The sequence below is a fragment of the Palleronia sediminis genome (genome assembly GCF_004358695.1).
Lineage (GTDB): Bacteria > Pseudomonadota > Alphaproteobacteria > Rhodobacterales > Rhodobacteraceae > Palleronia > Palleronia sediminis.
Genome location: NZ_SNAA01000005.1, coordinates 175,719 through 200,236, shown reverse-complemented (window position 1 = coordinate 200,236; position 24,518 = coordinate 175,719). Strand labels below are relative to the sequence as shown.

The following is a 24,518-nucleotide window of genomic DNA, read 5'->3' as shown; positions in this document are numbered from 1 at the left end:
TTCGCCGGGGGCCGGCCTGTCGATGCCGCGCCCCGCGCGCGCTCACTCCGCCGCCATGTCGGCGCCCGAGACGCCCGCGACCACGTTGGGGCGGGTCATGGCGTCGCGGCGGAACGGCTCGCCCAGCTCCTGGTTCAGGATCACCTCCAGAAGCGTGGTGCGCCCGTCCTCCATCTGCGCGCGCACCGCCTCGTGCAGGGCATCGGTGAGCTGCTCCATCGTCGTGACCTGCACCCCCTCGAGCCCGCAGGCCCGCGCGATCCCGGCATAGCTCACCTTGAGGTCGAGCTCGGTGCCGACGAAATTGTCGTCGTACCACAGGGTCGAGTTCCGCTTTTCCGCGCCCCACTGGTAGTTGCGGAACACCACCATCGTCACCGCCGGCCATTCCGGCCGACCGATGGCGGTCAGCTCGGTCACGGCGATGCCGAAGGCGCCGTCGCCGGCAAAGCCCACGACCGGCACATCGGGGCAGCCGATCTTGGCGCCGACAATGGCCGGCAGACCGTAGCCGCAGGGCCCGAACAGGCCGGGGGCGAGGTATTTCCGCCCCTCGTCGAAATCGGGATAGGCGTTTCCGATGGCGCAGTTATTGCCGATATCGCTGCTGATGATCGCCTCGCGCGGCAAGGCCTGCTGGATCGCGCGCCAGGCCTGGCGCGGGCTCATGCGGTCGGGATGGGCGGCGCGGGCGCGCTCGTTCCAGGTCGTGCCGGGATCGTCCTCCTCGTGATCCATCGAGGCGAGCTGCTGGCGCCAGCGGCTCCTGGTCTCGGCGATCAGGTCGCGGCGGGCGCGATCCTCGCCGGGCTTGTCGCCGAGACGCTCGAGCAGGCCGCGGGCCACCTCGCGCGCGTCGCCGACGATGCCGACCGTCACCGGCTTGGTCAGCCCGATGCGGTCGGCGTTCATGTCGACCTGGATCACCTTCGCGTCCTTGGGCCAGTAGTCGATGCCATAGCCCGGCAGGGTCGAAAAGGGGTTGAGCCGCGTGCCCAGCGCCAGCACCACGTCGGCCTTGGCGATCAGCTCCATCGCGGCCTTGGACCCGTTATAGCCCAAGGGCCCCGCGGCCAGCGGGTGCCCGCCCGGAAAGGCGTCGTTATGCTGGTATCCGCAGCAGACCGGCGCATCCAGCCGCTCGGCCAGCGCCACGGTGTCGCCGATGGCCCCCGCAAGCACCACGCCCGCCCCGTTCAGGATGACCGGGAAAGATGCGCCCGCCAGCAATTCGGCCGCGCGGTCGAGCGCCTGCGGCGCCGGCGATGCCGGGGCCAGCGCGATGGGTTCGGGGATCTCGATGTCGATAACCTTCGTCCACATGTCGCGCGGCACGTTGATCTGCGCGGGGGCCGAGGCGCGATGGGCCTTGGCGATGACGCGGGTCAGCACCTCGGCGATGCGCGCGGGGTCGCGCACCTCTTCCTGGTAGGCGACCATGTCCTCGAACAGGGCCATCTGCTCGACCTCCTGGAAACCGCCCTGTCCGATGGTGCGGTTCGCGGCCTGCGGCGTGACCAGCAAGAGCGGCGTGTGGTTCCAGTAGGCGGTCTTGACCGCGGTGACGAAGTTCGTGATGCCCGGCCCGTTCTGGGCGATCATCATGCTCATCCTACCGGTCGCGCGGGTATAGCCGTCGGCCATCATCCCGCCCGACCCCTCGTGCGCGCAATCCCAGAAAGTGATGCCGGCCTGCGGAAACAGGTCCGAAATGGGCATGAAGGCCGATCCGATGATGCCGAAGGCATGGCCGATCCCGTGGCGCTGGAGAACCTTCACGAAGGCTTCTTCGGTCGTCATCTGCATGGTCTGGCCCCTCGTTCGATGCAGGCGGACATTGGACAAGCCCGTCCCCGCAATCAAGCCCGGCCGGGGCGCTTTCGGCACGCGGGCATGGGTATTTGCAAAGAGAAGAGACAGGGTGCCGCGCCCCCCTGTCTTCTCTTGCCGAAATACCCCGGGGGAGCGGCGGCCCGCCGGGGTCGCCGCGGGGGCGGAGCCCCTAGCCCAGCACGCGGGTCAGCGCCCCGTCCACCGCGTCGGTGATGCGGTCGATGTCGTCGGCGGTGGCGATCAGCGCCGGCGAGAAGCACAGCGTGTTGTTGCGCCCCGGCACCGAGCGGTTGGTCGCCCCGACGATCACGCCCTGTTCCATGCAGTCGCCGACGATGGCCACGACCTGCTTCTCGGGCAGGGGGTCGCGGGTCTCGCGGTCCGAGACGAGCTCGGCGCCGCAGAAAAGCCCCAGCCCCCGCACGTCGCCCACCGCCGCGTGCCGCGTGGCCAGCTCGCGCAGGTTGCCCAGCAGACGCCCGGACATGGCGCGGGTGTTGCCCAGCAGGTCCTCTTCCTCGAGTATGGCCATGTTCTCGATCGCCGCCGCCGGTCCCGCGGTGCAGCCGCCGAAGGTCGAGATGTCACGGAAATAGTTCAGCGGATCGTCGGAATCGTCGCGGAACATCTCGAAGACGGCCTCGGTCGTGACGCAGCACGAGATCGCCGCGTAGCCCGAGGCCACGCCCTTGGCCATCGTCACGATATCGGGCGCGATGCCGTAATGCTGGTAGCCGAACCATTCGCCCGTGCGCCCCATGCCGCAGACGACCTCGTCGATATGGATGAGGATGTCGTGCTTGCGGCAGATCTCGGAGAGGCGCGGCCAGTAGCCTTCGGGGGCGGGGATGATGCCGCCGCCCGCCGTCATCGGCTCGAGGCAGATCGCGCCGATCGTGTCGGGGCCTTCGCGCAGGATGACCTCTTCGATCATGTCGGCGCAGGCCACGCCGAAGGCCTCGCCCGAGAGGTGGCCCAGCCCCAGCTCGTGCTTGCGGTATTCCATGCAGTGCGGCACCTGCACGAAGCCCGGCGCGAAGGGGCCGTATTGCGCGTTGCGCTCCTGCTGGCCGCCGGCCGAGAGGCAGGCGATCGTCGTGCCGTGATAGTCGCGGTCGCGGAACAGGATCTTGTGCTTGCGCCCGCCATGCCGCTTGTGGGCGATCTGGCGCACGATCTTGAAGGCCTTCTCGTTCGCCTCGGACCCGGAGGAGGCGTAATAGACGCGGCTGAGCCCCGGCATCTTGCCGATCAGCCGCTCGGCGAAGATCGCCGCCGGGACCGAGCCCAGCGACCCGCCGAAGAAGTTCATCCGCACGAGCTGGTCGCGCACGGCGTCGGCGATGCGCGCGCGGCCGTAGCCCACATTCACGGTCCAGACGCCGCCCGACACCGCGTCGAGATGTTCCTTGCCGGTGATGTCCCAGAGCTTGAGGCCCTTGCCCTCGACGATGATGCGGGGGTCGGTCGCGGTAAAGGGCGCGTGCTGGGTGAGGTGGTGCCAGACATGGGCGCGGTCGGCCTCGATCACGGCGCGGGGGTCGTTCACGTTCAGCGGCATGGTCATGGCGAAGGCTCCCGTATCGCGGACCCGGCCCCCTAGGGGCCATGAGATGGCGCATGATGCGCTACAATCCCGCCCCGCGTCGAGAGGGCACGTTAACCCTTTCGTCGCGGGAAACCCTGTGGTTCAGTCGGGATCGAGCGTGCCGGAGCCGTCCGGCGCGATCTCCAATATCCGGGACCGGATGCAAGAACAGGGAGACCTAGCATGACCAGAACCACCCTTTTGAGCGGCGTCGCCGCGGCGCTGGCCTTTGCCGGCGCGACCGGAACGGCGCAGGCCCAGGTGGACGAGCTGACCGTGGCCTATTTCCTCGAATGGCCCATGCCGTTCCAGTACGCCAAGCAGAAAGGCATGTACGAAGAGGCGATGGGCATCCCGATCAACTGGGTCAGCTTCGACACCGGCACCGCGATGTCGGCGGCGATGGCCAGCGGCGACGTGCAGCTTGCCGTCAGCCAGGGCGTGCCGCCCTTCGTGGTGGCCACCAGCGCGGGCCAGGATCTCCAGGCGCTCGACGTGGCGGTGAGCTATTCCGAAAACGACAACTGCGTCGTGCAATCCTCGCTCGAGATCGACAAGGACAGCGCGGACGAGCTGGCCGGCAAGAAGGCCGCCGTGCCGCTGGGCACCGCCGCGCATTACGGGTTCCTGCGGCAGATGGAGCATTTCGGAGTCGATACCTCGGGCATGGAGATCGTCGACATGGCCCCCGCCGAGGGCGCGGCGGCGCTGGCGCAGGGCAGCGTCGACATGGCCTGCGGCTGGGGCGGGGCGCTGCGCCGCATGAAGGAACATGGCAACGTCCTGCTCACCGGCCCCGAAAAGGAGGATCTGGGCATCCTCGTCTTCGACCTGACCTCGGCCCCGGCGGCCTTCGTCAGCGAGAATCCCGACCTGGTCGCGCAGTTCCTGTCGGTCACGGCCGAGGCCAACGAGATGTGGAACTCGGGCGAGAACCGCGACGAGATGATCGAGGTCATCGCCAAGGATGCCGGCATGGAGCCGTCGGTGGCCGCAAGCACGCTCGAGACCTTCGTCTTTCCGCCGGCCGAGGAACAGCTTTCCGAGAAATGGCTGGGCCGCGGCGCGCCCGAGTTCATGAGCGGCGTGGCACAGGTCTTTGTCGAGGCGGGCTCGATCCAGTCCGCGCGCGAGAGCTATGCCGACGCGATCAATACCGACCCGTTGCAGGCCGCCGCGGATATGTGATTGATGCGCGGGCCGGCCCCCCGAGGGCCGGCCCGACCAGACGGACCGCAACGATTCTTCCCGAAACGAGAGCCACCTGCCGATGCCCGATCTGCTGATCGACGACATCTCGATGCGCTTCGACCTGCCCGGAGGCGGCATCGTCGAGGCGCTCAAGAACGTCACCCTGCACCTCAAGGAGGGCGAGCTTCTCAGCGTCCTGGGGCCGTCGGGATGCGGCAAGACCACGCTTCTCAACATCCTCGCGGGGTTTCTTGCGCCGACCGAGGGCAGGATCATGCTGGGCGATCACCGCGTCACCGGCCCCGATGCCGAGCGCGGCATGGTCTTTCAGCAAGGCGCCCTGTTCGAATGGATGAGCGTGCGCGAGAACGTGGGCTTCGGCCCCCGCATGGCGGGCGTCAAGGCCGCCGAACGGCGCGAGACCGTCGATCATCTGCTCGACGTGGTGGGGCTCGCGCAGTTCAAGGAAAAGGCCGTCTACGAGCTGTCGGGCGGGATGCAGCAGCGCGTGGCACTGGCGCGCTGCCTCGCCAACGATCCCGATGTCGTGCTGATGGACGAGCCGCTTGGCGCGCTCGACGCGCTCACCCGCGAAAAGATGCAGGGCCTCGTGCTCAAGCTCTGGAAAGAGACCGGCAAGACCGTGATCCTCATCACCCATTCCGTCGAAGAGGCGCTGTTGCTGGGCGAGCGGCTGATTGTCATGGCGCCGCGTCCGGGCCGCATCCACCAGACCTATGAGCTGCCCTTTGCCGAGATGGGCGTCGGGCAGGACCTGCGCGAGGTCAAGAAACACCCCGATTTCGCCAAGACCCGCGAAGAGATCCTGTCGATGATCTGGGAAATGGAAGAGGAAATCATGGGTCGCAACGAGGGGGCGCACGCATGACGCCGTTCCTGCTGGGCGATCTCGCGGCCGAGTTCGTGTCGGTGCTGCGGACGATCCTCTACGCCGCGCCCTATATCCTCGGCTATATCCTGCTGATCCTCGCCGCGCTCGCGCTCTATTCGCTGGCGCGCCGCATCCTGCGCCCGGCCAGCGATTTCCGGTCGCTCAAGACGGTGACCTTCGGCGACGAAAGCGCGGTGCGCTCGAACGGGGTCGCTTCGGTCGTGTCCGTGGTTCTGATCTTCGTGCTCTGGGCGGCCTTCACCGGCTCGGCCCTGCTGCCGTCATGGCTGCACGCGCCGGGCGCCTTTACCGGGACCGGCAGCTTTACCTACACCGTCACCCTGCCCGACGGGCGGTCCGACGACGCCACGGTCGAGGTGCTGGTCTATCCCCGCGAAAGCGAGGCCGAGGCCCCCGAGGTCGCGCCGGGCGAGGGTTTTGCAAAGAACGACTCCATCGCCATCGCCGAATACCGCAGCGAGCTCTTGCGCGTCGACCGCAACGACGAGCTCGGCCGCGACGAGGGCGCCGAGATCACGGCCATCGACGGCCAGCCCGTCGCGCCCGGCGAAAGCGTGCGCGTGGGGTTCGGCCGCGTCGCGCTGTCGGGCAAGGGCACGCCCAACATCATCCCCGCCACCGGCATGCAGATGGAGCCGATCTGGCTGCCCGCCCCCGAAACCGTGTGGCAGCGCCTGACCGAGATCGCCTCGACCGGCTACCGCAACTCGACCCTGTGGGAGCATCTGGGCTATTCGCTGTTCCGCGTCATCGTCGGTTTCGCGCTGGGCGCCATGGTCGGCATCCCGCTGGGCTACGCGATGGGGCTGTCGGACTGGTTCCGCGGCTGGTTCGACCCCATCGTCGAGTTCATGCGCCCCGTGCCGCCGCTGGCCCTGATCCCGCTGGTCATCATCTGGGCGGGCATCGGCGAGGTCGGCAAGATCATCCTGCTGTTTCTCGCCGCGCTCTGGATCATGGCCATCGCCGCCCGCTCGGGCGTTTCGGGCGTGGCGATCTCCAAGGTCCACGCGGCCTATTCGCTGGGCGCGTCGAAATGGCAGGTGCTGCGCCACGTCATCATCCCCAACTCGTTGCCCGAGATATTCACCGGCGCGCGCGTGGCGATGGGCGTGTGCTGGGGCACCGTCGTCGCGGCCGAGCTCGTCGCCGCCGAAAAGGGCGCAGGCATGATGATCATGGTCGCCTCCAAGTTCCAGTCCACCGACATCGTCATCATGGGCATCGTGCTTATCGGCATCATCGGCTTCGGCATCGATATGCTGATGCGCCGCGCCGAACGCTGGCTGGTGCCATGGAAAGGACGGGGGTGACGGGGGACTCCCCCCGGCAGGCGCGTCGTTTTTTTCCCCTCACAAGTCGGCCCTGCGCCGTGACGGGCGCCCGGATGCGATATGCGGGGCGGGCCGGGACGGAGTGACATGATGAAAACGGACGTAAAGGCCCTTGTCGTGGGCGGTGGCGCGGTGGGGACCTCGATCGCCTATCACCTCGCCCGCGCGGGGTGGCGCGACGTGATGCTGCTCGAACGCGACGAGCTGACCGCCGGGTCGACATGGCATGCGGCGGGGCTTCTGCCCTATTTCAACATGTCCTACGCGACGACATGGATTCACGACTACTCGATCCGGTTCTACAAGACCCTCAAGGCCGAGACCGATCTCGATCCGGGGTTCTCGGTGGTGGGCAACCTGCGCATGGCCCAGTCCACGGCCCGCATGGACGAATACATGCTCTACGCGGCCACGGCCGAGACGGTGGGCGTGCCCTTCGAATGGCTGACGCCGCGCGATATCGCCGAGCGTTTCCCGCTGGTGCGCACCGACGATCTCGTGGGCGCGATCCTTCACCCCACCGACGGCTACATCAACCCCGCCGACGTCTCGATGGCCATGGCCAAGGGCGCGCGCCAGCACGGCGCCACGATCGAACGCCGCTGGCAGGTCGACGGCTATGACTGGGCGGGCGATCACTGGCGCGTCAGCGTGACCCGGATGGCCGAGCGGGGCGGCAACCTCGTGCCCACCGACGAGCGGCAGGTCATCCGCGCCGAGCATGTCGTCACCGCGACCGGCAACCACGCGCAGCGCACCGCGCGGATGCTGGGCATCAAGATCCCCGCGATCCCGGTCGAACACCAGTATATCGTCACCGAACCCGATCCCGCGTTGCAGGCCTGGCGCGCCGAGGGCCATGCCGAGCATCCCGTGCTGCGCGATGCCGATGCCAAGTGGTATGTCCGCGAGGAACGCGGCGGCTGGATCCTCGGCCCTTATGAACGCAACGCGCCGGCGCGGTTCCGCTATGGCGTGCCCGACAGTTTCCGCGCCGATCTCTTTCCGCTCGATCTCGACCGGATCGAGGCCGAGTACATGTCCTTCATCCACCGCATCCCCTCCTCCGAAGAGGTGGGGCTCAAGGCCGATTTCAACGGCCCGATCTGCTATACGCCCGACGGCAACCCGCTGATCGGCCCGGCGCCGGGGCTGCGCAACATGTGGCTGGCCGAGGGGTTCAGCTTCGGCATCACGGCGGCCGGGGGCGCGGGGCATTACCTCGCGCAGATGATGGTCGAGGGCGAGGCAGAGATCGACATGGCCTCGCTCGATCCGCGCCGCTTCGGCGACTGGATCACCACCGACTGGTCCGTGGCCAAGAACGAAGAGGCCTACGAACACGTCTTCATCCTCCATCACCCCGACGAGGAACGGCCCGCCACGCGCCCGCTGCGGACGGCGCCCTGCTACGACCGCATGGCCGCGCTGGGGGCGCAGTTCGGCGCGGTGAACGGGTGGGAACGTCCCAATTACTTCGCCCCCCAGGGGTTCGACGACGCGCAGGCGCGCAGTTTCCGCCGCGGCGGCTGGTGGCCCCATGCCCGCGACGAGGCCCGCGCGATCCGCGAGGCGGCCGGGCTCATCGACGCCACCGCCTTTGCCAAGCATGTGCTGAAAGGGCCGGGCGCGACCGCGTTTCTCGACTGGTTCACCACCAACCGCCTGCCCCGTGTCGGGCGCGTCAACCTCACCTACGCGCTGACCGGCGCGGGCACGACGCGCATCGAATACACCATCCTGCGCCAGGCCGAGGACCAGTATTACCTCGTCAGCGCCGGGGCATGGGCGGCCTATGACGCCGACTACCTGCGCCGCGCGATGGAGGACATGGCGCCGCGCTTCGGCGCGATGGTGCTTCAGGACGTGACCACGCAATACGGCGTCTTCGCGCTGGCCGGCCCCAATGCGCGCGACATCCTCAAGGCGCTGATCCGCGATCCCGATCCCGACACCGCGCTGTCCAATGCGCGCTTTCCGTGGCTCTCGGCCCGCGAGATCGAGCTCGGCATGGTGCCCGTGACCGCCATCCGCGTTGCCTATACGGGCGAGCTCGGGTGGGAGCTTCATCACCCCGTCGAGATGCAGAACCACCTCTTCGACCGCTTGATGGAGGCCGGGGCGCCGCACGGGCTCAAACCCGTCGGCGCGCGCGCCCAGAACTGGCTGCGGCAGGAAAAATCCTACCGCGCCTTCGGCAACGAACTCGGCCGCGACGCCACCCCGCTCGAGGCGGGGCTCGACCGCTTCGTCGATCTCTCGAAAGAGTTCCACGGCAAGTATGCGATGCAGGACACCGGCATCCGTGCGCGCTGCGTGACGCTCCTGCTCGATGCGGGGCCGGGCGATGCCGACCCCTGGGGCCGCGAGGCGATCCTGCATGACGGCGAAACGGTCGGGCGCCTGACCTCGGGCGGCTATTCGGTCGCGCATGACCGCCCGATCGCCATGGGCTATGTCCGCCCCGATCTCGCCGCGCCGGGCACGCGGCTCAAGGTGCGGATGTTCCGCGACCTCCACGACGCGCAAGTGACCGAGGACAGCCCGTACGATCCGCAGAACGCGCGCATCCGCGCCGACGGCTGACAGGGGCGCGGGGGCGCGGCCGATGCGGCGCCGCCCCCGTCTTCTCTTTGCAAATACCCCGAACGCTCCGGCCGCCGCCGGCGCGCGGTCTCAGATCGCGCGGGCCGCCCGCCAGGCGCGCCACTCGGCCGGCGACCCGGCAAAGACGTTGATATCGACAGGCCCCGCGATGCCGTCGATGATCCCCGTCCCGGTATATTGCCAAAAGGTCCAGCGCGCGCCGGGATAGACCTTGTCGGGCGTCTCGGCCACGGCGCGCAGCCACGTCTCGCCGCCCAGGCGCGCGATCTCGTTGCGCTCCCAGAAATCGGGGGTAGTGTAGATGATCGGGCGCTGGCCGTAATGGCGCGCGATGATGTCCATGAACTTCGTCACCTCGGCCCGCACCTCTTCGGCGGGGGGGCGATAGGTGCAGGTGGGCGAGAACGGGTTCCACTCCAGGTCGACCACGGGCGGCATGGCGCCGGGCGTGCGCGGCACGTTCTCGATGAACCACCGCGCCTGCCGTTCGGCATCGGTGCAGAAATAGTAGAAATGATAGGCGCCGGGGGCGATCCCGGCCTCGGTCGCGCCGCGGAAGTTCTCGGCGAAATAGGGGTCGAGCCGGTCGCCCCCCTCGGTCGCCTTGATGAAGGCGAAATTCACTCCCGCCGCGCGGGCACGGCGCCAGTCGACGCGGCTCTGGAACTTGGACAGGTCGATCCCGTGCACCGCGTAGGCGGCCGGGCCCGGCCCGCCCCAGTCGGTCGGATCGCTGTCGCCGAAATCGGCGCGCGTCACGGTGGCCGCCCCGATATCGGGCGAGGGCAGTCCGACGGTGCGGCCGCCGCCGCAGGCGGCCAGCGCCAGCAGGGCCGAGAGGGCGCAGATTGCGGGGAAACGGGTCAGCGTCATGGCGATCCTCGGAAAGCGGAACGGGCGGAACGGGAACGGGGCGGGGCGGCGCTCAGGCCTCCTCGCTGCGATCGGTGGCGGTGGCGGGGCTGCGGCCCAGCGCCGTGATCCGGGCATAGAGCGCATCGTCGAGCCTGACCGACAGCGCGGCCAGCGACGGCAAGAGCTGTTCGAGCGACCGCGCGCCCAGGATCGGCGCGGTCACGCCGGGGCGGCGCATCGCCCAGGCGACGGCGAGCGTTTCGGGATCGGTGCGGTATTGCAGCGCGATCGTCTTGAGATCGGCGGCGGTGTTGTGCATCCATTCCTCGCCATAGCGGCGCCGATAGGCGTCGTCCTCGGTCAGCCGACCCTGCATCCCGGCGCGGTACTTGCCGGTCAAAAGCCCCCCGCCCAGCGGCGAATAGGGAAAGACCGACATTCCCTGGTCGCGCGCCATGGGCAAAAGCTCGACCTCGGCCTGGCGCTTGACGAGGTTAAGCATCGGCTGGATCGCGTCGATCCGCAGCCCGACGGCGGTGGCCGCGGCCTGCGCCTTCATCACCTGCCACGCGGCAAAGTTCGACACCCCGATCCGGCGGATATGCCCCCTGGATTTCAGCGTGGCCAGCGCCTCGAAACTCTCGGGCAGGGGCGTCTCGGGGTCGAAGCGGTGCAGGTAGAACAGGTCGATCCGGTCGATCCCCAGCCGCGTCCGGCTGGCCTCGCACGATTCCGCGATGGCCGTGCGGCCGTTGCCGCGGGTGAAATCGGACTTGGTGGCGACGATCAGCCCGTCGCGGTCATCGGCGATCAGGCGGCCGAGGATCTCTTCGGCGCGGCCGTCGGCATAGACCGGCGCGGTGTCGAACATCGTCACGCCATGCTCGCGGCAGGCGCGGTACATCAGCGCCGCCTCGTCCGGGTCGGCGCGGCCGCCGAACTGCATCGTGCCGAAGGCCAGCGGAGAGACGGGCGTGCCGTCCGGAGAGGTGATCGGATCCATGCCGCAGACCTGCCATGGTTCGGTCGAACGCGCACCCGCCAATCGCCCGATTGGCGGCGCTTTGCCTATATGGGCGCCCTTGGGGGATGCCCGGCGCCATGGCCGGGCATCGCGGTCGTGTCACGCGCGCGCGGCGCTCAATTGGGGATCTCGCCCGTCAGCCCCTCGACGAAGAAATCCATGCCGAGCAGCGTCTCGTCATCGGCGGTCTCGCCCTCGGCCAGCCACGGCGTGCCGTCCTGGCGGTTGATCGGCCCGGTAAAGGGGTGGGTCTCGCCGCTGGCCAGCCGTTCCTTCAGGTCGAGCGCATCGGCGCGCACATCCTCGGGCACCGCGTCCGAGATCTCGCCGATCCCGACCATGCCCTCGCCGATGCCCTGCCAGACCGACTGGCTTTCCCAGGTGCCTTCCTGCACCGCGCGGACGCGGTCGATGTAATAGGGCGCCCAGTTGTCGATGATCGAGCTCACCCGCGGTTTCGGGGCGTATTCGCTCATGTCCGAGGCCTGCCCGAACGTGATCACGTTGCCCGCCTCGGCCGCCGCCGCCTGCGGCGCGGTCGAATCGGTGTGCTGCAGGATGACGTCGGCGCCCTGCTCGATCAGGGCCTTGGCGGCGTCGGCCTCCTTGGCGGGGTCGAACCAGGTGTAGGCCCAGACGATGTTGAACTCGACATCGGGGTTCACCTTTTTCGCGGCGAGCCACGCGGCGTTGATCCCGCGGATCACCTCGGGGATCGGGAACGACGCGATGTAGCCGATCTTGTTCGTCTCGGTCATCTCGCCCGCGATCAGGCCCTGCACCGCGCGCCCCTCGTAGAACCGCGCCGAGTAGTTCGAGACGTTGTCGGCGGTCTTGTAGCCGGTGGCATGCTCGAACTTCACGTCGGGAAACTTGGCCGCCACGTTCATCGTCGGGTCCATGAACCCGAACGAGGTCGAAAAGATCAGGTCGGCGCCCGACAGCGCCATCTGGGTCATCACCCGCTCGGCATCGGCGCCCTCGGGGACGCTTTCCTGGTAGACCGTCTCGACCGTGTCGCCGAACTCGGCCTCGACGGCCTGCCGGGCCTTGTCGTGCTCGTAGGTCCAGCCGCCATCCCCGATCGGGCCGACATAGACAAATCCCACCTTGGTCTTGTCGCTGTCCTGCGCCATGGCGCCCGTGGCAAGCGCCAGCGCCGAGGCGGCGGCGCCCAGAAGGGTTCTGCGAAGCATGGGGGTCACTCCCTGATATCTGCGTTGATCTCTCGCGCGATCATGGGCGCGCGGCGGCATTTCCGCAAGCCGCGCGAGGGGCGGGCGCCCGTCTTACACCGTCGCGTGGAACGGCTTGCCGAGGCTCGCGGGCGCCGCGGTCGAACGCGCGCCGCGCCGCGCCGACATCACCACCAGCACGACGATGGTGACGACATAGGGCGACATCGACAGGTACTCGACCGGCAGGGCGGACCCGGCCGCCTGGAGGTTGAGCTGCAGCACCGTCACCCCGCCGAAGAGATAGGCCCCGACCAGCACGCGCGCCGGCCTCCACGAGGCAAAGACGACGATGGCCAGCGCGATCCAGCCCGCACCCGCCGTCATGCCTTCGGTCCATTGCGGCACGCGCACAAGGCTGACATAGGCCCCGCCGAGGCCCGCGCAGGCCCCGCCAAAGGCAATGGCCGCAAAGCGGATCGCCACCACGCGGATGCCTAGCGCATGGGCCGCGTCGTGGTTCTCGCCCACCGCGCGCAGCGTCAGCCCCGCGCGCGAGCGGTTGAGAAACCACCACACCGCCGCCGTCAGCGCGATCGAGCCGTAAACCACCCAGTCATGCGAGAACACCGCGCGGCCGAGGAACGGGATATCCGACAGCGGCCCGAGGTCGAGCCGCACCGTCGGCGGCGGCTTGATCCCGATATAGCCCTGGCCCACCAGCGACGACAGCCCCAGCCCGAACAGCGTCAGCGCCAGCCCCGTCGCCACCTGGTTGGACAGCATCACCTGCGTCAGCACCGCGAATATCATCGACAGCCCCGCCCCGCAAAGCGCCCCGAAGGCAAAGCCCGCCAGCGGCGATCCGGTCTGCACGGCGGCGGCAAAGCCGCAGATCGCGCCGACGATCATCATGCCCTCGACCCCGAGGTTCAGCACGCCCGCCTTTTCCACGACCAGCTCGCCCAGTGCCGCGAGCAGCAGGGGCGTCGCCCCCACCATCAGCGATGCGACCAGAAGGGCAGGGGATATGGCCGTCAGGTCCATCGGCGCGCTCCGCTCAGGGGGTGACGGTCCGGCCGCGCCGGATCCGGTAGTTCGTCAGCACGTCCACGGCCAGCAGGAAGAACAGCAGCATCCCCTGGAAGGCCTGGATCGCGGCGGCGGGAATGTTGAGCATGAAGGACGCGAGCTCGCCGCCGATATAGGTCAGCGCCAGCAGCAGCCCGGCAAAGAGGATGCCCACCGGGTGCAGGCGGCCCAGGAACGCCACGATGATCGCGGTGAACCCGTAGCCCACGTTGAAGTCGATGCTGATCTGCCCCGAGGGGCCCGTCACCTCGAAAATGCCGGCCAGCCCCGCCAGCGCCCCCGACACCCCGAGGCAGAACGCCACCAGCACCGCCGGGCGCACCCCGGCAAACCGCGCCGCGCGCGGCGCCTGCCCGGCAAGCCGGATGTGAAAGCCCATCAGGTGCCGTTGCAGCAGCACATAGGCGAGGATCACCGCGATGAAGGCCGCGGCCACGCCCCAATGCATTCCCGTGCCGGGGATCAGCTCGGGATTGGCCGAGGAGGACCATTGCGCGAGGTTGCGCGAGCCGGGAAAGCCGCCGCCTTCGGGGTTGCGCAGCCGACCCACCGCCATCGACGCCAGCAGGTTCTCGGCGACATAGACCAGCAGCAGCGACACGAGGATCTCGTTGGTGTTGAACCGGATGCGCAGGATCGCGGGGATCATCGCCCAGAGAAACCCGCCAGCGGCGCCCGCCAGCACCATCATCGGAAAGATCCACCACGCCTCGAGCGGATAGAGCGCGAGCCCCGCCCCCGCCCCGCAGAGCGCGCCGACGATATACTGGCCCTCGGCCCCGATATTCCACACGCCGGCGCGGAACCCCAGGCTCAGCCCCACCGCGATCAGGATCAGCGGCCCGGCCTTGACCAGAAGCTGCGGCCGCGAATAGGCCGCGAATTGCGGGTCGAACAGCGGATCGAGAAAGATCGTGCGGAGCGCCGCGACCGGGTCCTTGCCGAGAGCGGCGAACATCAGCCCGCCCGCCAGCAGCGTCAGCGCCACCGCCAGCAGCGGGGTCGCCCAGGACCAGGCGCGCGACGGCTGCGGCCGCTTTTCCAGGCGGATCATCGGCGCGGCCCCTGCGCGTGTCGCGCCATGAGTATTTCAGGAAACAGAGAAGGCTCAATGCGGATGGGCATGGGCGGCCTCCATGTCGTGGGTGCCGCCCAGCATCAGGCCGATCTCGTCGACGCTGAGTCCGGCGGCGGGGCGCGGGGCCGAGAGGCGCCCGCCGTTGAGCGCGGCGAAACGGTCCGAGACCTCCATCAGCTCGTCGAGATCCTGGCTGATGACGATCACCCCCGCGCCGCGCCCCGCCAGGTCGATCAGCGCCTGCCGGATGGCGGCGGCGGCCGCGGCATCGACGCCCCATGTCGGCTGGTTGACGACGAGCACCACCGGGTCCTGCATGATCTCGCGCCCGATGACGAATTTCTGCAGGTTGCCGCCCGACAGCGCCCGCGCGGCGGTGCGGCTCGAGGGGGTGCGCACGTCGAACCGGTCGATGACCGCGTCGGCAAAGGCGCGCGCCGCGCGCCAGTCGATGAAGCCGCGTCGCGCCAGCCGCTTGCGGGTATGCGCCGAGAGCACCGCGTTCTCGGTCAGGCTCATGTCGGGCGCGGCGGCATGGCCCAACCGTTCCTCGGGCGCGGCCAGCAGCCCGCGCGCGCGCCGCGCCACCGGCCCCATCCGCCCCACGCCCGTGCCGCGCAGGCGGATGCGGCCCGCATCGGCCCGCATCTCGCCCGAGAGCGCGGCCAGCAATTCGTCCTGCCCGTTGCCCGCGACGCCGCCGATGCCCAGCACCTCGCCCGCGCGCAGCGTCAGCGACACCTCGCGCAGCGCCGTGCCGAAGGCATGGGCGGGCGGCAGCGACAGCGCGTCGACCTCGAGCAGTTCGCCGCCGCCCGCCGCGCCGCTGCGCGCGGGCGCGCTCAGCGCCTCGCCCACCATCATCTCGGCCAGGTCGCGCGCCGAGCTTTCGCGCGGGTCGACCGAGGCGACGACGCGCCCGCCACGCAGGATCGTGGCGCGGTCGCACAGCGCGCGGATCTCGTCGAGCTTGTGCGAGATATAGAGGATCGCCGTGCCCTCGGCGGTGAGCTGGCGCAGCGTCGCGAACAGCAGCGCGACCTCCTGCGGGGTGAGGACGCTGGTCGGCTCGTCCATGATGAGCAGCCGCGGCGCGCCCAGCAGGCAGCGCACGATCTCGACCCGCTGGCGTTCGCCCGCCGACAGATCGCCCACGATCCGGCGCGGATCGAGCGGCAGCCCGTATTCGCGGCTGACCGAGGCGATACGGTCCTGCAGCACGCGGCGCGGCGGGGGCGTGTCCATGCCCAGCGCCACGTTCTCGGCCACGTCGAGCGCGTCGAACAGCGAGAAATGCTGGAAGACCATTCCGATGCCCGCCGCGCGCGCCTCTTGCGGGGAGGCCGGGGCAAAGGGTTTCCCGGCAAGCCGCATCTCGCCCGCATCGGGCGCAACTAGCCCGAAGATCGTCTTGACCAGCGTGGATTTCCCGGCGCCGTTCTCGCCCAGCAGCGCATGGACCTCGCCCGCGTGGATCGCAAAGCTCACGTCGTCGTTGGCGCGCACGCCGGGATAGGATTTCGTCAGCCCCGACAGCGCCAGCAGGGGGGCCGTGCCATCCTCCATCGCCCCGTCCCTTTCCCTTGCGCCCCGCGTTTGGGGCCGTGTTAGCGCGCCGGCCCCGTCTTTCGCAATGCCCCGCGGGCGGGACGCGGCAGGGCGCGGCGCGCGGGACACGGCCCGCGGCGCCGGTGACGCCGCGTCGGGGCGCGCGACGCTCTGGCGGCGGGGGGCACGCGGCGATAGGATCGCACGCATGTCCGAGTCCCCCCCCGATGCCCGCTTCGTCCACCTCAGGGTGCATACCGAATACTCCCTGCTCGAGGGGGCGGTGCGGCTGAAACAGCTTCCCGGCCGCGTGGCCGCCATGGGGATGCCCGCGGTCGCCGTCACCGATACCGACAACATGTTCTGCGCGCTGGAATTCTCGATCGCCGCCGCGAAAGAGGGCGTGCAGCCCATCGTCGGCTGCCAGATCGGCCTCGGCGCCTTCGGGGCGGTGGCGCGCCCCGGCCGGCAGGGTCCGCCCCCGCCCGCGCCGGTGGTCCTGCTGGCGCAGGATGCCACGGGCTATGGCAACCTCATGAAGCTGAACTCGAAACTCTATCTCGAGGGCGACCGCGACCGGCCGCATGTCACGCCCGACGACCTCGCCGCGCATGGCGCGGGGCTGATCTGTCTCACCGGCGGGCCCGAGGGGCCGCTGGGGCGGCTCTTGCAGGACGGCAAGCGCGCCGAGGCCGAGACGCTGCTGGCGCGCTTCGCGGGGATCTTTCCCGGCCGCCTCTATGTCGAGCTTCAGCGTCACCGCGGCGAGGACGGCGCCGCCCCCGAGGCCGAGCGCCTGACCGAGCGCGGGCTGGTCGAGATGGCCTATGCGATGGACCTGCCGCTCGTCGCCACGAACGACGCCTATTTCCCCGACCCCGCCATGTACGAGGCCCATGACGCGCTGCTCTGCATCGCCGAGGGCGCCTATGTCGACCAGAACGAGCCGCGCCGCCGTCTCACGCCCGAGCATTACCTCAAGACGCCGGCCGAGATGGCCGCGCTGTTCGCCGATCTGCCCGAGGCCATCGAGAACACCGTCGAGATCGCGCGCCGCTGCGCCTTTGCGGTGTCGACCCACGACCCGATCCTGCCGCGTTTCGCCGATGACGAGGTCGAGGAGCTCAAGCGGCAGGCCGGCGAGGGGCTCGACGCGCGGCTGGCCGTGATCGAGCCCGCCGCCCCGCGCGAGACCTATGACGCGCGGCTCGAGTTCGAGCTCGGGATCATCGAATCCATGGGCTTTCCCGGCTATTTCCTGATCGTGGCCGATTTCATCAAATGGGCCAAGGACCAGGGGATTCCCGTGGGGCCGGGGCGCGGATCGGGCGCGGGCAGCCTGGTGGCCTATGCGTTGACCATCACCGATCTCGACCCGCTGCGCTATTCGCTGCTCTTCGAGCGGTTCCTCAATCCCGAACGGGTGTCGATGCCCGATTTCGACATCGATTTCTGCATGGACCGCCGCGAGGAGGTCATCCGCTACGTGCAGCAGAAATACGGCCGCGACCGGGTGGGGCAGATCATCACCTTCGGCGCGTTGCTGTCCAAGGCGGCGGTGCGCGATATCGGGCGGGTGCTGCAGATGCCCTTCATGTGGGTGGACCGGCTGTCCAAGATGATCCCGGTCGAGGGGGTCAAGCCCGTGTCCATCGCGCAGGCCCTGCGCGACGAGCCGCGGTTGCGCGACGAGGCCCGCAACGAAGAGGTCGTCGACAGGCTCCTGACCTATGGCCAGCAGGTCGAGGGGCTGAACCGCAACGCCTCGACCCACGCGGCGGGGATCGTCATCGGGGACCGGCCGCTCGACGAGCTGGTGCCGCTCTATCGCGATCCGAAATCCGACATGCCGGCCACGCAGTTCAACATGAAATGGGTCGAGCAGGCCGGGCTGGTCAAGTTCGACTTTCTCGGGCTCAAGACGTTGACCATGATCCAGAACGCGGTGAACCTCGTTACCGCGACGCGGCCGCTGCACCGCGCGGCGGACGGGCGCGCGCTCTACGATCCCGCGCCGGGGGCCGAGAACCGGATCGAGCTCATCCCGCTCGACGATCCCGCGACCTACGAGCTCTACGCCCGCGCCCGCACCGTGGCCGTGTTCCAGGTGGAATCCACCGGCATGATGGATGCGCTGCGCCGGATGAAACCCACCTGCATCGAGGATATCGTGGCGCTGGTCGCGCTTTATCGCCCCGGCCCGATGGAGAACATCCCCACCTATTGCGAGGTCAAGAACGGACAGCGCGAGATCGCGTCGATCCACCCGCTGATCGACCATATCCTCGAGGAAACGCAGGGCATCATCGTCTATCAGGAACAGGTGATGCAGATCGCGCAGGTGATGGCGGGCTACAGCCTCGGCGGCGCCGACCTGCTGCGCCGCGCCATGGGCAAGAAGATCAAGGAAGCCATGGACGCCGAGCGGCCCAAGTTCACCCGCGGCGCCATGGAGAACGGCGTGAGCGAGGCCAAGGCGAAAGAGGTCTTCGACCTGCTCGAGAAATTCGCCAATTACGGCTTCAACAAGTCCCACGCCGCCGCCTATGCCGTGGTCAGCTACCAGACGGCATGGCTCAAGGCGAACCACCCGGTCGAGTTCATGGCCGGGGTGATGAATTGCGACATCCACCTCACCGACAAGCTCGCCGTCTATACCGAAGAGGCGAGGCGCGGCCTCGATATCGAGGTGCTGGCGCCCTGCGTGAACCGCTCCATGGCCGGGTTCACGGTCGAGGGCGGGCGAATCCTCTACGGGCTGGGTGCGCTCAAGGGGGTCGGCATGGACGCCATGCGCCTGATCGTCGAGGGCCGCGGCGACAGGCCCTTTGCGACGCTCTACGACATGGCCCGCCGCGTCGACATGAAACGGGTCGGCAAGCGCCCGCTCGAGATGCTGGCGCGCGCCGGGGCCTTCGACGCGCTCGACGCCAACCGCCGCCGGGTTTTCGACAGCCTCGATGCGCTGGTCGCCTACTCGGCCGCCATCCACGAGCAGAAGACCTCGAGCCAGGTGTCGCTCTTCGGCGATGCGGGCGACGACCTGCCCGAGCCGCGGATGCGTCCCTCCGAGGACTGGCTGCCATCCGAACGGCTGGCCGAAGAGCACAAGGCCGTCGGCTTCTACCTCTCGGGGCATCCGCTCGACGACTACATGGGCGCGCTCAAGCGCAAGGGCGTGATGACCGTGCAGCAGGCCCACGAAAAGGCCCGCACCACCCCCCATGTCGCGCGGCTGGCGGGCACCGTCGCGCATCGGCAGGAACGCAAGTCGGCCAAGGGCAACCGCTTTGCCTTTGTCGGGCTGTCCGACCCGTCGGGCTTTTTCGAATGCATGGTGTTCTCGGACGTGCTCGAGGCCAGCCGCGACCATCTCGAGCCCGGCACGAATGTCGTGATGCAGGTCGAGGTGACGGTCGAATCCGAACAGCTCAAGCTGCTCTGCAAATCGGTCGCGCCGATCGACGTGGCGGTGTCGGATGTCGATGGCGCGGGGCTGCGCATCTTTGTGGACGAGGCGCAGGCCGTGGCGCTGGTGCAATCGGTGCTCGACCGCGCCGCGCGCGACGCCAAGGTACGCGCCCGCGGCCCCGTCAGCCTGTGCCTGCTCGACCCCGAGCTGCCCGGCGAGGTCGAGGTCGAGCTGGGCGGCACATGGCCGGTGACACCCCAGGTCAAGGGTGCGATCCGGTCGCTCAGCGGCGTGATGACGGTCGAGGATCTCTAGGGGTGACGTAGGGGAAACCATGTGGCAGGCTGGCCGGGAAAGGACGCCGCGCCATGAAACTCCTCGCTCTCTGCATCGCCCTGTCGCTTTCCGTTGCCGGTGCCGCCCACGCGGTCTCGGGCCGCGGATACGAGGTCTGCCGGCTCGATCCCGGCGGCGACAATTTCCTCGCGCTGCGCAGCGGGCCGGGCGCGTCGAACCCGATGCTGATGCGCCTGCCGCCCCGCACGGTGGTCGAATCGCGCGGCAGCCCGACCCATGGCAAATGGCTCCCGGTCGTGGTGCTGGGCTGGCCGGGCAAGCAGTTCCTGCGCGACCTGCCCGCGGGCTTTGTCTTTGGCGACTATCTCTGCCCGATTTGAGCGCGCCCGCTTAACCCGATCTTCATGGCTCGGGTGGCAAAAGGGGCCTGCGCGCAAGGGAGACAGCGAAATCGGAAGGGGGCGTTCGGCCTGGCAATCGGACGCATCCGCTTCGCAGGTTTCACCGGTGAACTCGACGGGCCGGGGGTGACGCCCCGTTCCGAACTCGCGACCTCACGGGCGGCGCCGCCTATTCCTTTGGACGGTATCACATGAACGGCACGGGTCGGCACGACCCACCCCGGCGCGGACCCCGCGACCGGGGCGCAGCCGCGCGCGCCTCAGTAATGCGGGGGCGGGCGGTCGGCAAAGACGGCCGCGCCGCCATCGGCCTCGCGCGCCATCAGCCGCGCCACCCGCGCCTCGAGCCGTTCGACCATCCGGCCCAGCCGCGCGACCTCGTCCGACAGCTCGTCATTGGCCCGGATCAGGTGGGCCAGCCGTTCCTCGGTCTCGTCCGACATCCGCGCCTCCGGGCTTGCTTGCGATGGTGATGGGGCTGGGCTAGACGAGCCGCGTCCAGGAGGCCAGACGTTTCCCATGCCGAAACCCAAGAAACAGCCCCGCCCCAAGGCCCAGACGCCCAAGGGTTTCCGCGACTATTTCGGGGCCGAGGTCGCGCGCCGCCAGTCCATGCTGTCCGAGATCGCGCGCGTCTATCGCCTGTACGGGTTCGACGCGCTCGAGACCAGCGCGGTCGAGACGGTCGAGGCGCTGGGCAAGTTCCTGCCCGATGTCGACCGCCCCAACGAGGGCGTTTTCGCCTGGGAAGAAGACGGCGACTGGCTGGCGCTGCGCTATGACATGACCGCGCCGCTGGCCCGCGTCGCCGCGCAGTATCGCAACGACCTGCCCAGCCCCTATCGCCGCTACGCGATGGGGCCGGTCTGGCGCAACGAAAAGCCGGGACCGGGGCGATTCAGGCAGTTCTATCAATGCGATGCCGATACGGTGGGCAGCGCCTCCATGGCCGCCGACGCCGAGATCTGCGCCATGCTGGCCGACACGCTCGAGGCGGTGGGGATCGCGCGCGGCGATTACGTCGTGCGGGTGAACAACCGCAAGGTGCTGAACGGCGTGCTCGAGGTCGCGGGCCTCGCGGGGGACGACAACGCCGATCGGCGCGGCATCGTGCTGCGCGCCATCGACAAGCTCGACCGGCTGGGCGAGGACGGCGTGCGCGCGCTTCTGGGCGAGGGGCGCAAGGATGCCTCGGGCGATTTCACCCGTGGCGCGGGGCTGGACGACGCGGCCGCCGAAACCGTCCTCGGCTTTACCGCCGCGCGGCGCGGCAGCGGGCGCGAGACGCTCGACCGCCTGACCGAGCTCGTCGGCGACAGCGCCGTGGGGGCCGAGGGCGTGGCCGAACTGGCCGAGATCGCGGCCCTGCTCGGCGCCCAGGGGTATGGCCCCGACCGCATCGTGATCGACCCCGGCGTGGTGCGGGGCCTCGGCTATTACACCGGCCCCGTCTACGAGGCCGAGCTGACCTTCGAGATCGCGGGCGAGGACGGCCGCCCGCGCAGCTTCGGCTCGGTCGCGGGCGGCGGGCGTTACGACGATCTCGTCAAGCGGTTCACCGGCCAGGAAGTGCCCGCCACCGGTGTCTCGATCGGGGTCGACCGCCTGCTCGCCGCGCTGACCGCGCAGGGCCGGTTCACCGATGCCGATGACGGCCCGGTTGTCGTGACCGTGATGGATCGCGACCGGATGGCCGACTATCAGGCGATGGCGGCGGAATTGCGAAATTCCGACATTCGGGCCGAGGTTTACCTCGGAAACCCCAGGAATTTTGGCAACCAGTTGAAATATGCCGACAAACGCGGCGCCCCCATCGCCATCATCCAGGGCGAGGACGAGGCCGCGCGCGGGGTCGTCCAGATCAAGGATCTGAAACTCGGCGCCCGGCTCGCGGCCGAGCTGACGCACGAGGAATGGCGCGACCAGCCCGCGCAGGTCGAATGCCCCCGTGCCGATATGGTCGCCGAGATCCGAAAGCGGCTGGGATGAGCGACGGCGCCGGCAAGGCCGCCGAGCGGGCGGAGGCCGCGCGGCTTCTCGGCGCGTTCCTCGATGCGGGCGCGACCCTGGCCGAGGCCGATATCCTGCAACCGGCCGAGACGCTGCTCGACCTCTATGGCGAGGATATCCGCGCCCGCGCCTTCACCACCCAGGGTCTCGCCGGAGAGGCGATGCTGCGCCCCGATTTCACCGTGCCCATCGTGCAGTTGCACATGGCGCGCGGCGGCGATCCGGCGCGCTACGCCTATGCCGGAGAGGTGTTCCGCCGGCAGGAAACGGCGCCCGAACGGCCTTCGGAATATATCCAGGTCGGGTTCGAGCTGTTCGGCGGCGACGATCCCGCCCTTGCCGATGCCGAGGTCTTCGCGCTGTTCTCGGATCTGCTCGCGCCGCTGGGCCTGCGGGTGGGCACCGGCGATATCGGAATCCTGACCGCGGCGGTCGGGGCGCTGTCGGTGTCCGAACGGCGCCGCGCGGCGCTTCTGCGCCATATCTGGCGGCCGCGCCGGTTCCGCGCCCTGATGGAGCGGTTCTCGTCCACCCTGCGTCTCGATCCACCCGTTCCCGGCGCCGCCGAGGCCCCCGAGATCGGCCTGCGCAGCCGTGCCGAGGTCGAGGAACGGCTGGCGATGCTGGCCCGCGCCGCGGCCGAGCCGCCGATCCCGTCCGAACAGGTGTGGCTGCTCGACCAGATCCTGTCGCTCGACGCGCCCGCGCCCGAGGCGCTGAGCCGGCTGCGCGATGCCGCGACCGATCTGCCGGGGCTCGAGCCGGCGGTGGACCGGCTCGACGCGCGGCTGGGCGCGCTCGACGCGGCCGGCGTCGCGGTCGAGACGCTGCCCTTTTCGGGCAGTCACGGGCGCTCGACCATGGAATATTACGACGGCTTCGTGTTCTCGTTCTCGCGCCCCGGCCGTCCCGACCTGCCCCCCGTGGCCACGGGCGGGCGCTATGACGCACTGACGCGCAAGCTGGGCGAGGGGCGCGCGGTCCCGGCCATCGGCGGCGTGATCCGCCCGGCCGCAACGCTCGCCGCCGCTGCCGCCGCGTCGGGGAGGGCATGATGCTCAAGCTCGGCGTGCCGTCCAAGGGGCGGCTGATGGACAAGACCTTCGACTGGTTCGGCGCGCGCGGCGTGCCGATGGGCAAGGGCGGGGGCGAGCGCGAATACCTGGGCGCGGTCGATGACGACGCGGTGCAGCTCGTCCTGCTGGCCGCGGGCGAGATCCCCCGCGAGCTTGCCGCCGGGCGCCTGCATCTGGGCGTGACCGGGCAGGACATGGTGCGCGAACGCATCGTGTCGTGGGAGGACCGTGTCGAGGAACTGGCCCGGCTGGGCTTTGGGCAGGCCGATCTGATCGTCGCGGTGCCGGCCTTCTGGGCCGATGTGCGCACGGTCGGCGACCTGGATTCCGTCACCGCCGATTTCCGCGCCCGCCACGGGTTCCGCCTGCGGATCGCGACAAAATACCACCGGCTCGTGCGCGACTACCTGCGCCATCACGGCGTCGCCGATTACCGCCTCGTCGACAGCCAGGGCGCGACCGAGGGCACCGTGCGCAACGAGACCGCCGAGGCCATCGCCGATATCACCACCACCGGCGAGACCCTGCGCGCCAACCACCTGCGCGCGCTGTCCGGCCCCCCGATCCTGTCGAGCCAGGCGACGCTGTTCCGCTCGCGCAGCGCGCCCTGGACCGACGAGGATCGCGCGGCGCTCGCCCGGCTGCGCAGGCGGCTGGGGCTCTAGCGCACGCCGATCTCGGCCAGGGCGGCTCGCAGGGCGGGCGGCAGGTCGTCGCCGCCCGTATCGCCGCGCAGGTCCGGCGGGGCGTCGGCGCCGTCGAGATAGCGCCAGCCCTGGAACGGCCGGCGCGGGGTGGCGGCGACGCGCACGATCTCGGGGTCGAGGAAAATCGCGCAGCGCCGGATGCCGTCGGCGCCCTCCATCGGCTCGAACCGCTCGATTCTCTGGCGGGCCAGCATGACCCCCTGGATCACCCAGTAGATCGAGCCGCCCTGCGCGAGGATCTCGTCGCCGCGCTTGGGCCACATCCGCGTGAGGTGGTAATAGCGGCCATCGACGCGCTGCCCCGACTGGGCGCGCTGCCATTCGGCCATGCTTTCGATGCTGTCCGAACCGACCGACAGTTTCATCATGTGCAGCAT

At 69.4% G+C, this 24,518-nt stretch carries 19 protein-coding genes; 9 read left to right on the top strand and 10 right to left on the bottom strand.

What is annotated here, in order from left to right; all coding sequences use genetic code 11:
- Nucleotides 1-42: 42 nt before the first annotated feature.
- Entirely contained in the window at nucleotides 43-1,806 is a 1,764-nt protein-coding gene (xsc, locus tag E2L08_RS06885) for a sulfoacetaldehyde acetyltransferase (RefSeq protein ID WP_133396327.1), read from the bottom strand.
- A 196-nt stretch (nucleotides 1,807-2,002) separates the two neighbouring features.
- Nucleotides 2,003-3,400, bottom strand: a complete 1,398-nt coding sequence (locus E2L08_RS06880; RefSeq protein ID WP_133396326.1) for an aminotransferase family protein — start codon at nucleotides 3,398-3,400, stop codon at nucleotides 2,003-2,005.
- Nucleotides 3,401-3,604: 204 nt separating this feature from the next.
- Between E2L08_RS06880 and E2L08_RS06875 the strand changes: the two genes are divergently transcribed.
- The 4 genes from E2L08_RS06875 (at nucleotide 3,605) to E2L08_RS06860 (ending at nucleotide 9,445) form a co-directional block, all read left to right on the top strand.
- Nucleotides 3,605-4,609: a taurine ABC transporter substrate-binding protein gene (locus E2L08_RS06875; RefSeq protein WP_133396325.1), complete on the top strand. Its 1,005-nt coding sequence runs from the start codon at nucleotides 3,605-3,607 to the stop codon at nucleotides 4,607-4,609.
- 82 nt (nucleotides 4,610-4,691) lie between these two features.
- Nucleotides 4,692-5,501 (top strand): taurine ABC transporter ATP-binding protein, encoded by an 810-nt coding sequence (locus E2L08_RS06870; RefSeq protein WP_133396324.1) that lies wholly within the window; start codon nucleotides 4,692-4,694, stop codon nucleotides 5,499-5,501.
- Nucleotides 5,498-6,838 (top strand): ABC transporter permease, encoded by a 1,341-nt coding sequence (locus E2L08_RS06865; protein WP_133396323.1) that lies wholly within the window; start codon nucleotides 5,498-5,500, stop codon nucleotides 6,836-6,838. Before E2L08_RS06870 ends, E2L08_RS06865 begins: the two co-directional genes overlap by 4 nt.
- A 111-nt stretch (nucleotides 6,839-6,949) precedes the next feature.
- Entirely contained in the window at nucleotides 6,950-9,445 is a 2,496-nt protein-coding gene (locus E2L08_RS06860) for a GcvT family protein (RefSeq protein ID WP_133396347.1), read from the top strand.
- Nucleotides 9,446-9,535: 90 nt separating this feature from the next.
- Here the strand turns inward: E2L08_RS06860 and E2L08_RS06855 are convergent, their stop codons facing one another.
- The 6 genes from E2L08_RS06855 to E2L08_RS06830 all read right to left on the bottom strand — a co-directional run bounded on the left by E2L08_RS06855 (nucleotide 9,536) and on the right by E2L08_RS06830 (nucleotide 16,256).
- Nucleotides 9,536-10,333, bottom strand: a complete 798-nt coding sequence (locus E2L08_RS06855) for a glycoside hydrolase family 25 protein (protein ID WP_370450659.1) — start codon at nucleotides 10,331-10,333, stop codon at nucleotides 9,536-9,538.
- A 58-nt stretch (nucleotides 10,334-10,391) separates the two neighbouring features.
- Entirely contained in the window at nucleotides 10,392-11,324 is a 933-nt protein-coding gene (locus tag E2L08_RS06850; protein ID WP_133396321.1) for an aldo/keto reductase, read from the bottom strand.
- Nucleotides 11,325-11,461: 137 nt separating this feature from the next.
- Nucleotides 11,462-12,541, bottom strand: coding sequence for a BMP family ABC transporter substrate-binding protein (locus tag E2L08_RS06845; RefSeq protein ID WP_133396320.1), 1,080 nt, complete (start codon nucleotides 12,539-12,541; stop codon nucleotides 11,462-11,464).
- 93 nt (nucleotides 12,542-12,634) lie between these two features.
- Nucleotides 12,635-13,567 carry an ABC transporter permease gene (locus tag E2L08_RS06840; protein WP_133396319.1) on the bottom strand — a complete coding sequence of 311 codons (933 nt, stop codon included), beginning with the start codon at nucleotides 13,565-13,567 and terminating at the stop codon, nucleotides 12,635-12,637.
- Between the two features lie 13 nt (nucleotides 13,568-13,580).
- Nucleotides 13,581-14,666 (bottom strand): ABC transporter permease, encoded by a 1,086-nt coding sequence (locus E2L08_RS06835; protein WP_133396318.1) that lies wholly within the window; start codon nucleotides 14,664-14,666, stop codon nucleotides 13,581-13,583.
- Between the two features lie 54 nt (nucleotides 14,667-14,720).
- Complete coding sequence (locus tag E2L08_RS06830; RefSeq protein WP_133396317.1) at nucleotides 14,721-16,256, bottom strand: ABC transporter ATP-binding protein; 1,536 nt, start codon at nucleotides 16,254-16,256, stop codon at nucleotides 14,721-14,723.
- Nucleotides 16,257-16,446: 190 nt separating this feature from the next.
- On the opposite strand from E2L08_RS06830, the gene dnaE reads away from it, so the two are divergent.
- A complete protein-coding gene (gene dnaE / locus E2L08_RS06825) occupies nucleotides 16,447-19,965 on the top strand; it encodes a DNA polymerase III subunit alpha (RefSeq protein WP_133396316.1) in 3,519 nt (1,172 codons plus the stop codon).
- 53 nt (nucleotides 19,966-20,018) lie between these two features.
- Nucleotides 20,019-20,327, top strand: a complete 309-nt coding sequence (locus E2L08_RS06820) for an SH3 domain-containing protein (protein ID WP_133396315.1) — start codon at nucleotides 20,019-20,021, stop codon at nucleotides 20,325-20,327.
- Between the two features lie 281 nt (nucleotides 20,328-20,608).
- Here the strand turns inward: E2L08_RS06820 and E2L08_RS06815 are convergent, their stop codons facing one another.
- Nucleotides 20,609-20,791, bottom strand: coding sequence for a SlyX family protein (locus tag E2L08_RS06815; protein ID WP_133396314.1), 183 nt, complete (start codon nucleotides 20,789-20,791; stop codon nucleotides 20,609-20,611).
- Between the two features lie 76 nt (nucleotides 20,792-20,867).
- Here E2L08_RS06815 and hisS point away from each other — a divergent pair, with 76 nt between their 5' ends.
- The 3 genes from hisS to hisG are packed head-to-tail and all read left to right on the top strand — an operon-like array spanning nucleotide 20,868 to nucleotide 24,099.
- Complete coding sequence (gene hisS, locus E2L08_RS06810; protein ID WP_133396313.1) at nucleotides 20,868-22,337, top strand: histidine--tRNA ligase; 1,470 nt, start codon at nucleotides 20,868-20,870, stop codon at nucleotides 22,335-22,337.
- Complete coding sequence (locus tag E2L08_RS06805; protein ID WP_133396312.1) at nucleotides 22,334-23,413, top strand: ATP phosphoribosyltransferase regulatory subunit; 1,080 nt, start codon at nucleotides 22,334-22,336, stop codon at nucleotides 23,411-23,413. The genes hisS and E2L08_RS06805 overlap by 4 nt, the downstream gene beginning before the upstream one ends.
- Nucleotides 23,410-24,099, top strand: coding sequence for an ATP phosphoribosyltransferase (hisG, locus tag E2L08_RS06800; protein WP_133396311.1), 690 nt, complete (start codon nucleotides 23,410-23,412; stop codon nucleotides 24,097-24,099). The genes E2L08_RS06805 and hisG overlap by 4 nt, the downstream gene beginning before the upstream one ends.
- Here hisG and E2L08_RS06795 read toward each other — a convergent pair.
- Nucleotides 24,096-24,518: a DUF1489 family protein gene (locus E2L08_RS06795; protein ID WP_133396310.1), complete on the bottom strand. Its 423-nt coding sequence runs from the start codon at nucleotides 24,516-24,518 to the stop codon at nucleotides 24,096-24,098. The genes hisG and E2L08_RS06795 overlap by 4 nt on opposite strands.

What these genes read in the sequence shown, in the direction of transcription:
- xsc (WP_133396327.1), bottom strand. Translation starts at nt 1,806, where the DNA reads ATGCAGATGACGACCGAAGAAGCCTTCGTGAAGGTTCTCCAGCGCCAC.
- E2L08_RS06880 (WP_133396326.1), bottom strand. Translation starts at nt 3,400, where the DNA reads ATGACCATGCCGCTGAACGTGAACGACCCCCGCGCCGTGATCGAGGCC.
- E2L08_RS06875 (WP_133396325.1), top strand. Translation starts at nt 3,605, where the DNA reads ATGACCAGAACCACCCTTTTGAGCGGCGTCGCCGCGGCGCTGGCCTTT.
- E2L08_RS06870 (WP_133396324.1), top strand. Translation starts at nt 4,692, where the DNA reads ATGCCCGATCTGCTGATCGACGACATCTCGATGCGCTTCGACCTGCCC.
- E2L08_RS06865 (WP_133396323.1), top strand. Translation starts at nt 5,498, where the DNA reads ATGACGCCGTTCCTGCTGGGCGATCTCGCGGCCGAGTTCGTGTCGGTG.
- E2L08_RS06860 (WP_133396347.1), top strand. Translation starts at nt 6,950, where the DNA reads ATGAAAACGGACGTAAAGGCCCTTGTCGTGGGCGGTGGCGCGGTGGGG.
- E2L08_RS06850 (WP_133396321.1), bottom strand. Translation starts at nt 11,324, where the DNA reads ATGGATCCGATCACCTCTCCGGACGGCACGCCCGTCTCTCCGCTGGCC.
- E2L08_RS06845 (WP_133396320.1), bottom strand. Translation starts at nt 12,541, where the DNA reads ATGCTTCGCAGAACCCTTCTGGGCGCCGCCGCCTCGGCGCTGGCGCTT.
- E2L08_RS06840 (WP_133396319.1), bottom strand. Translation starts at nt 13,567, where the DNA reads ATGGACCTGACGGCCATATCCCCTGCCCTTCTGGTCGCATCGCTGATG.
- E2L08_RS06835 (WP_133396318.1), bottom strand. Translation starts at nt 14,666, where the DNA reads ATGATCCGCCTGGAAAAGCGGCCGCAGCCGTCGCGCGCCTGGTCCTGG.
- E2L08_RS06830 (WP_133396317.1), bottom strand. Translation starts at nt 16,256, where the DNA reads ATGGAGGATGGCACGGCCCCCCTGCTGGCGCTGTCGGGGCTGACGAAA.
- dnaE (WP_133396316.1), top strand. Translation starts at nt 16,447, where the DNA reads ATGTCCGAGTCCCCCCCCGATGCCCGCTTCGTCCACCTCAGGGTGCAT.
- E2L08_RS06820 (WP_133396315.1), top strand. Translation starts at nt 20,019, where the DNA reads ATGAAACTCCTCGCTCTCTGCATCGCCCTGTCGCTTTCCGTTGCCGGT.
- E2L08_RS06815 (WP_133396314.1), bottom strand. Translation starts at nt 20,791, where the DNA reads ATGTCGGACGAGACCGAGGAACGGCTGGCCCACCTGATCCGGGCCAAT.
- hisS (WP_133396313.1), top strand. Translation starts at nt 20,868, where the DNA reads ATGCCGAAACCCAAGAAACAGCCCCGCCCCAAGGCCCAGACGCCCAAG.
- E2L08_RS06805 (WP_133396312.1), top strand. Translation starts at nt 22,334, where the DNA reads ATGAGCGACGGCGCCGGCAAGGCCGCCGAGCGGGCGGAGGCCGCGCGG.
- hisG (WP_133396311.1), top strand. Translation starts at nt 23,410, where the DNA reads ATGATGCTCAAGCTCGGCGTGCCGTCCAAGGGGCGGCTGATGGACAAG.
- E2L08_RS06795 (WP_133396310.1), bottom strand. Translation starts at nt 24,518, where the DNA reads ATGCTGCACATGATGAAACTGTCGGTCGGTTCGGACAGCATCGAAAGC.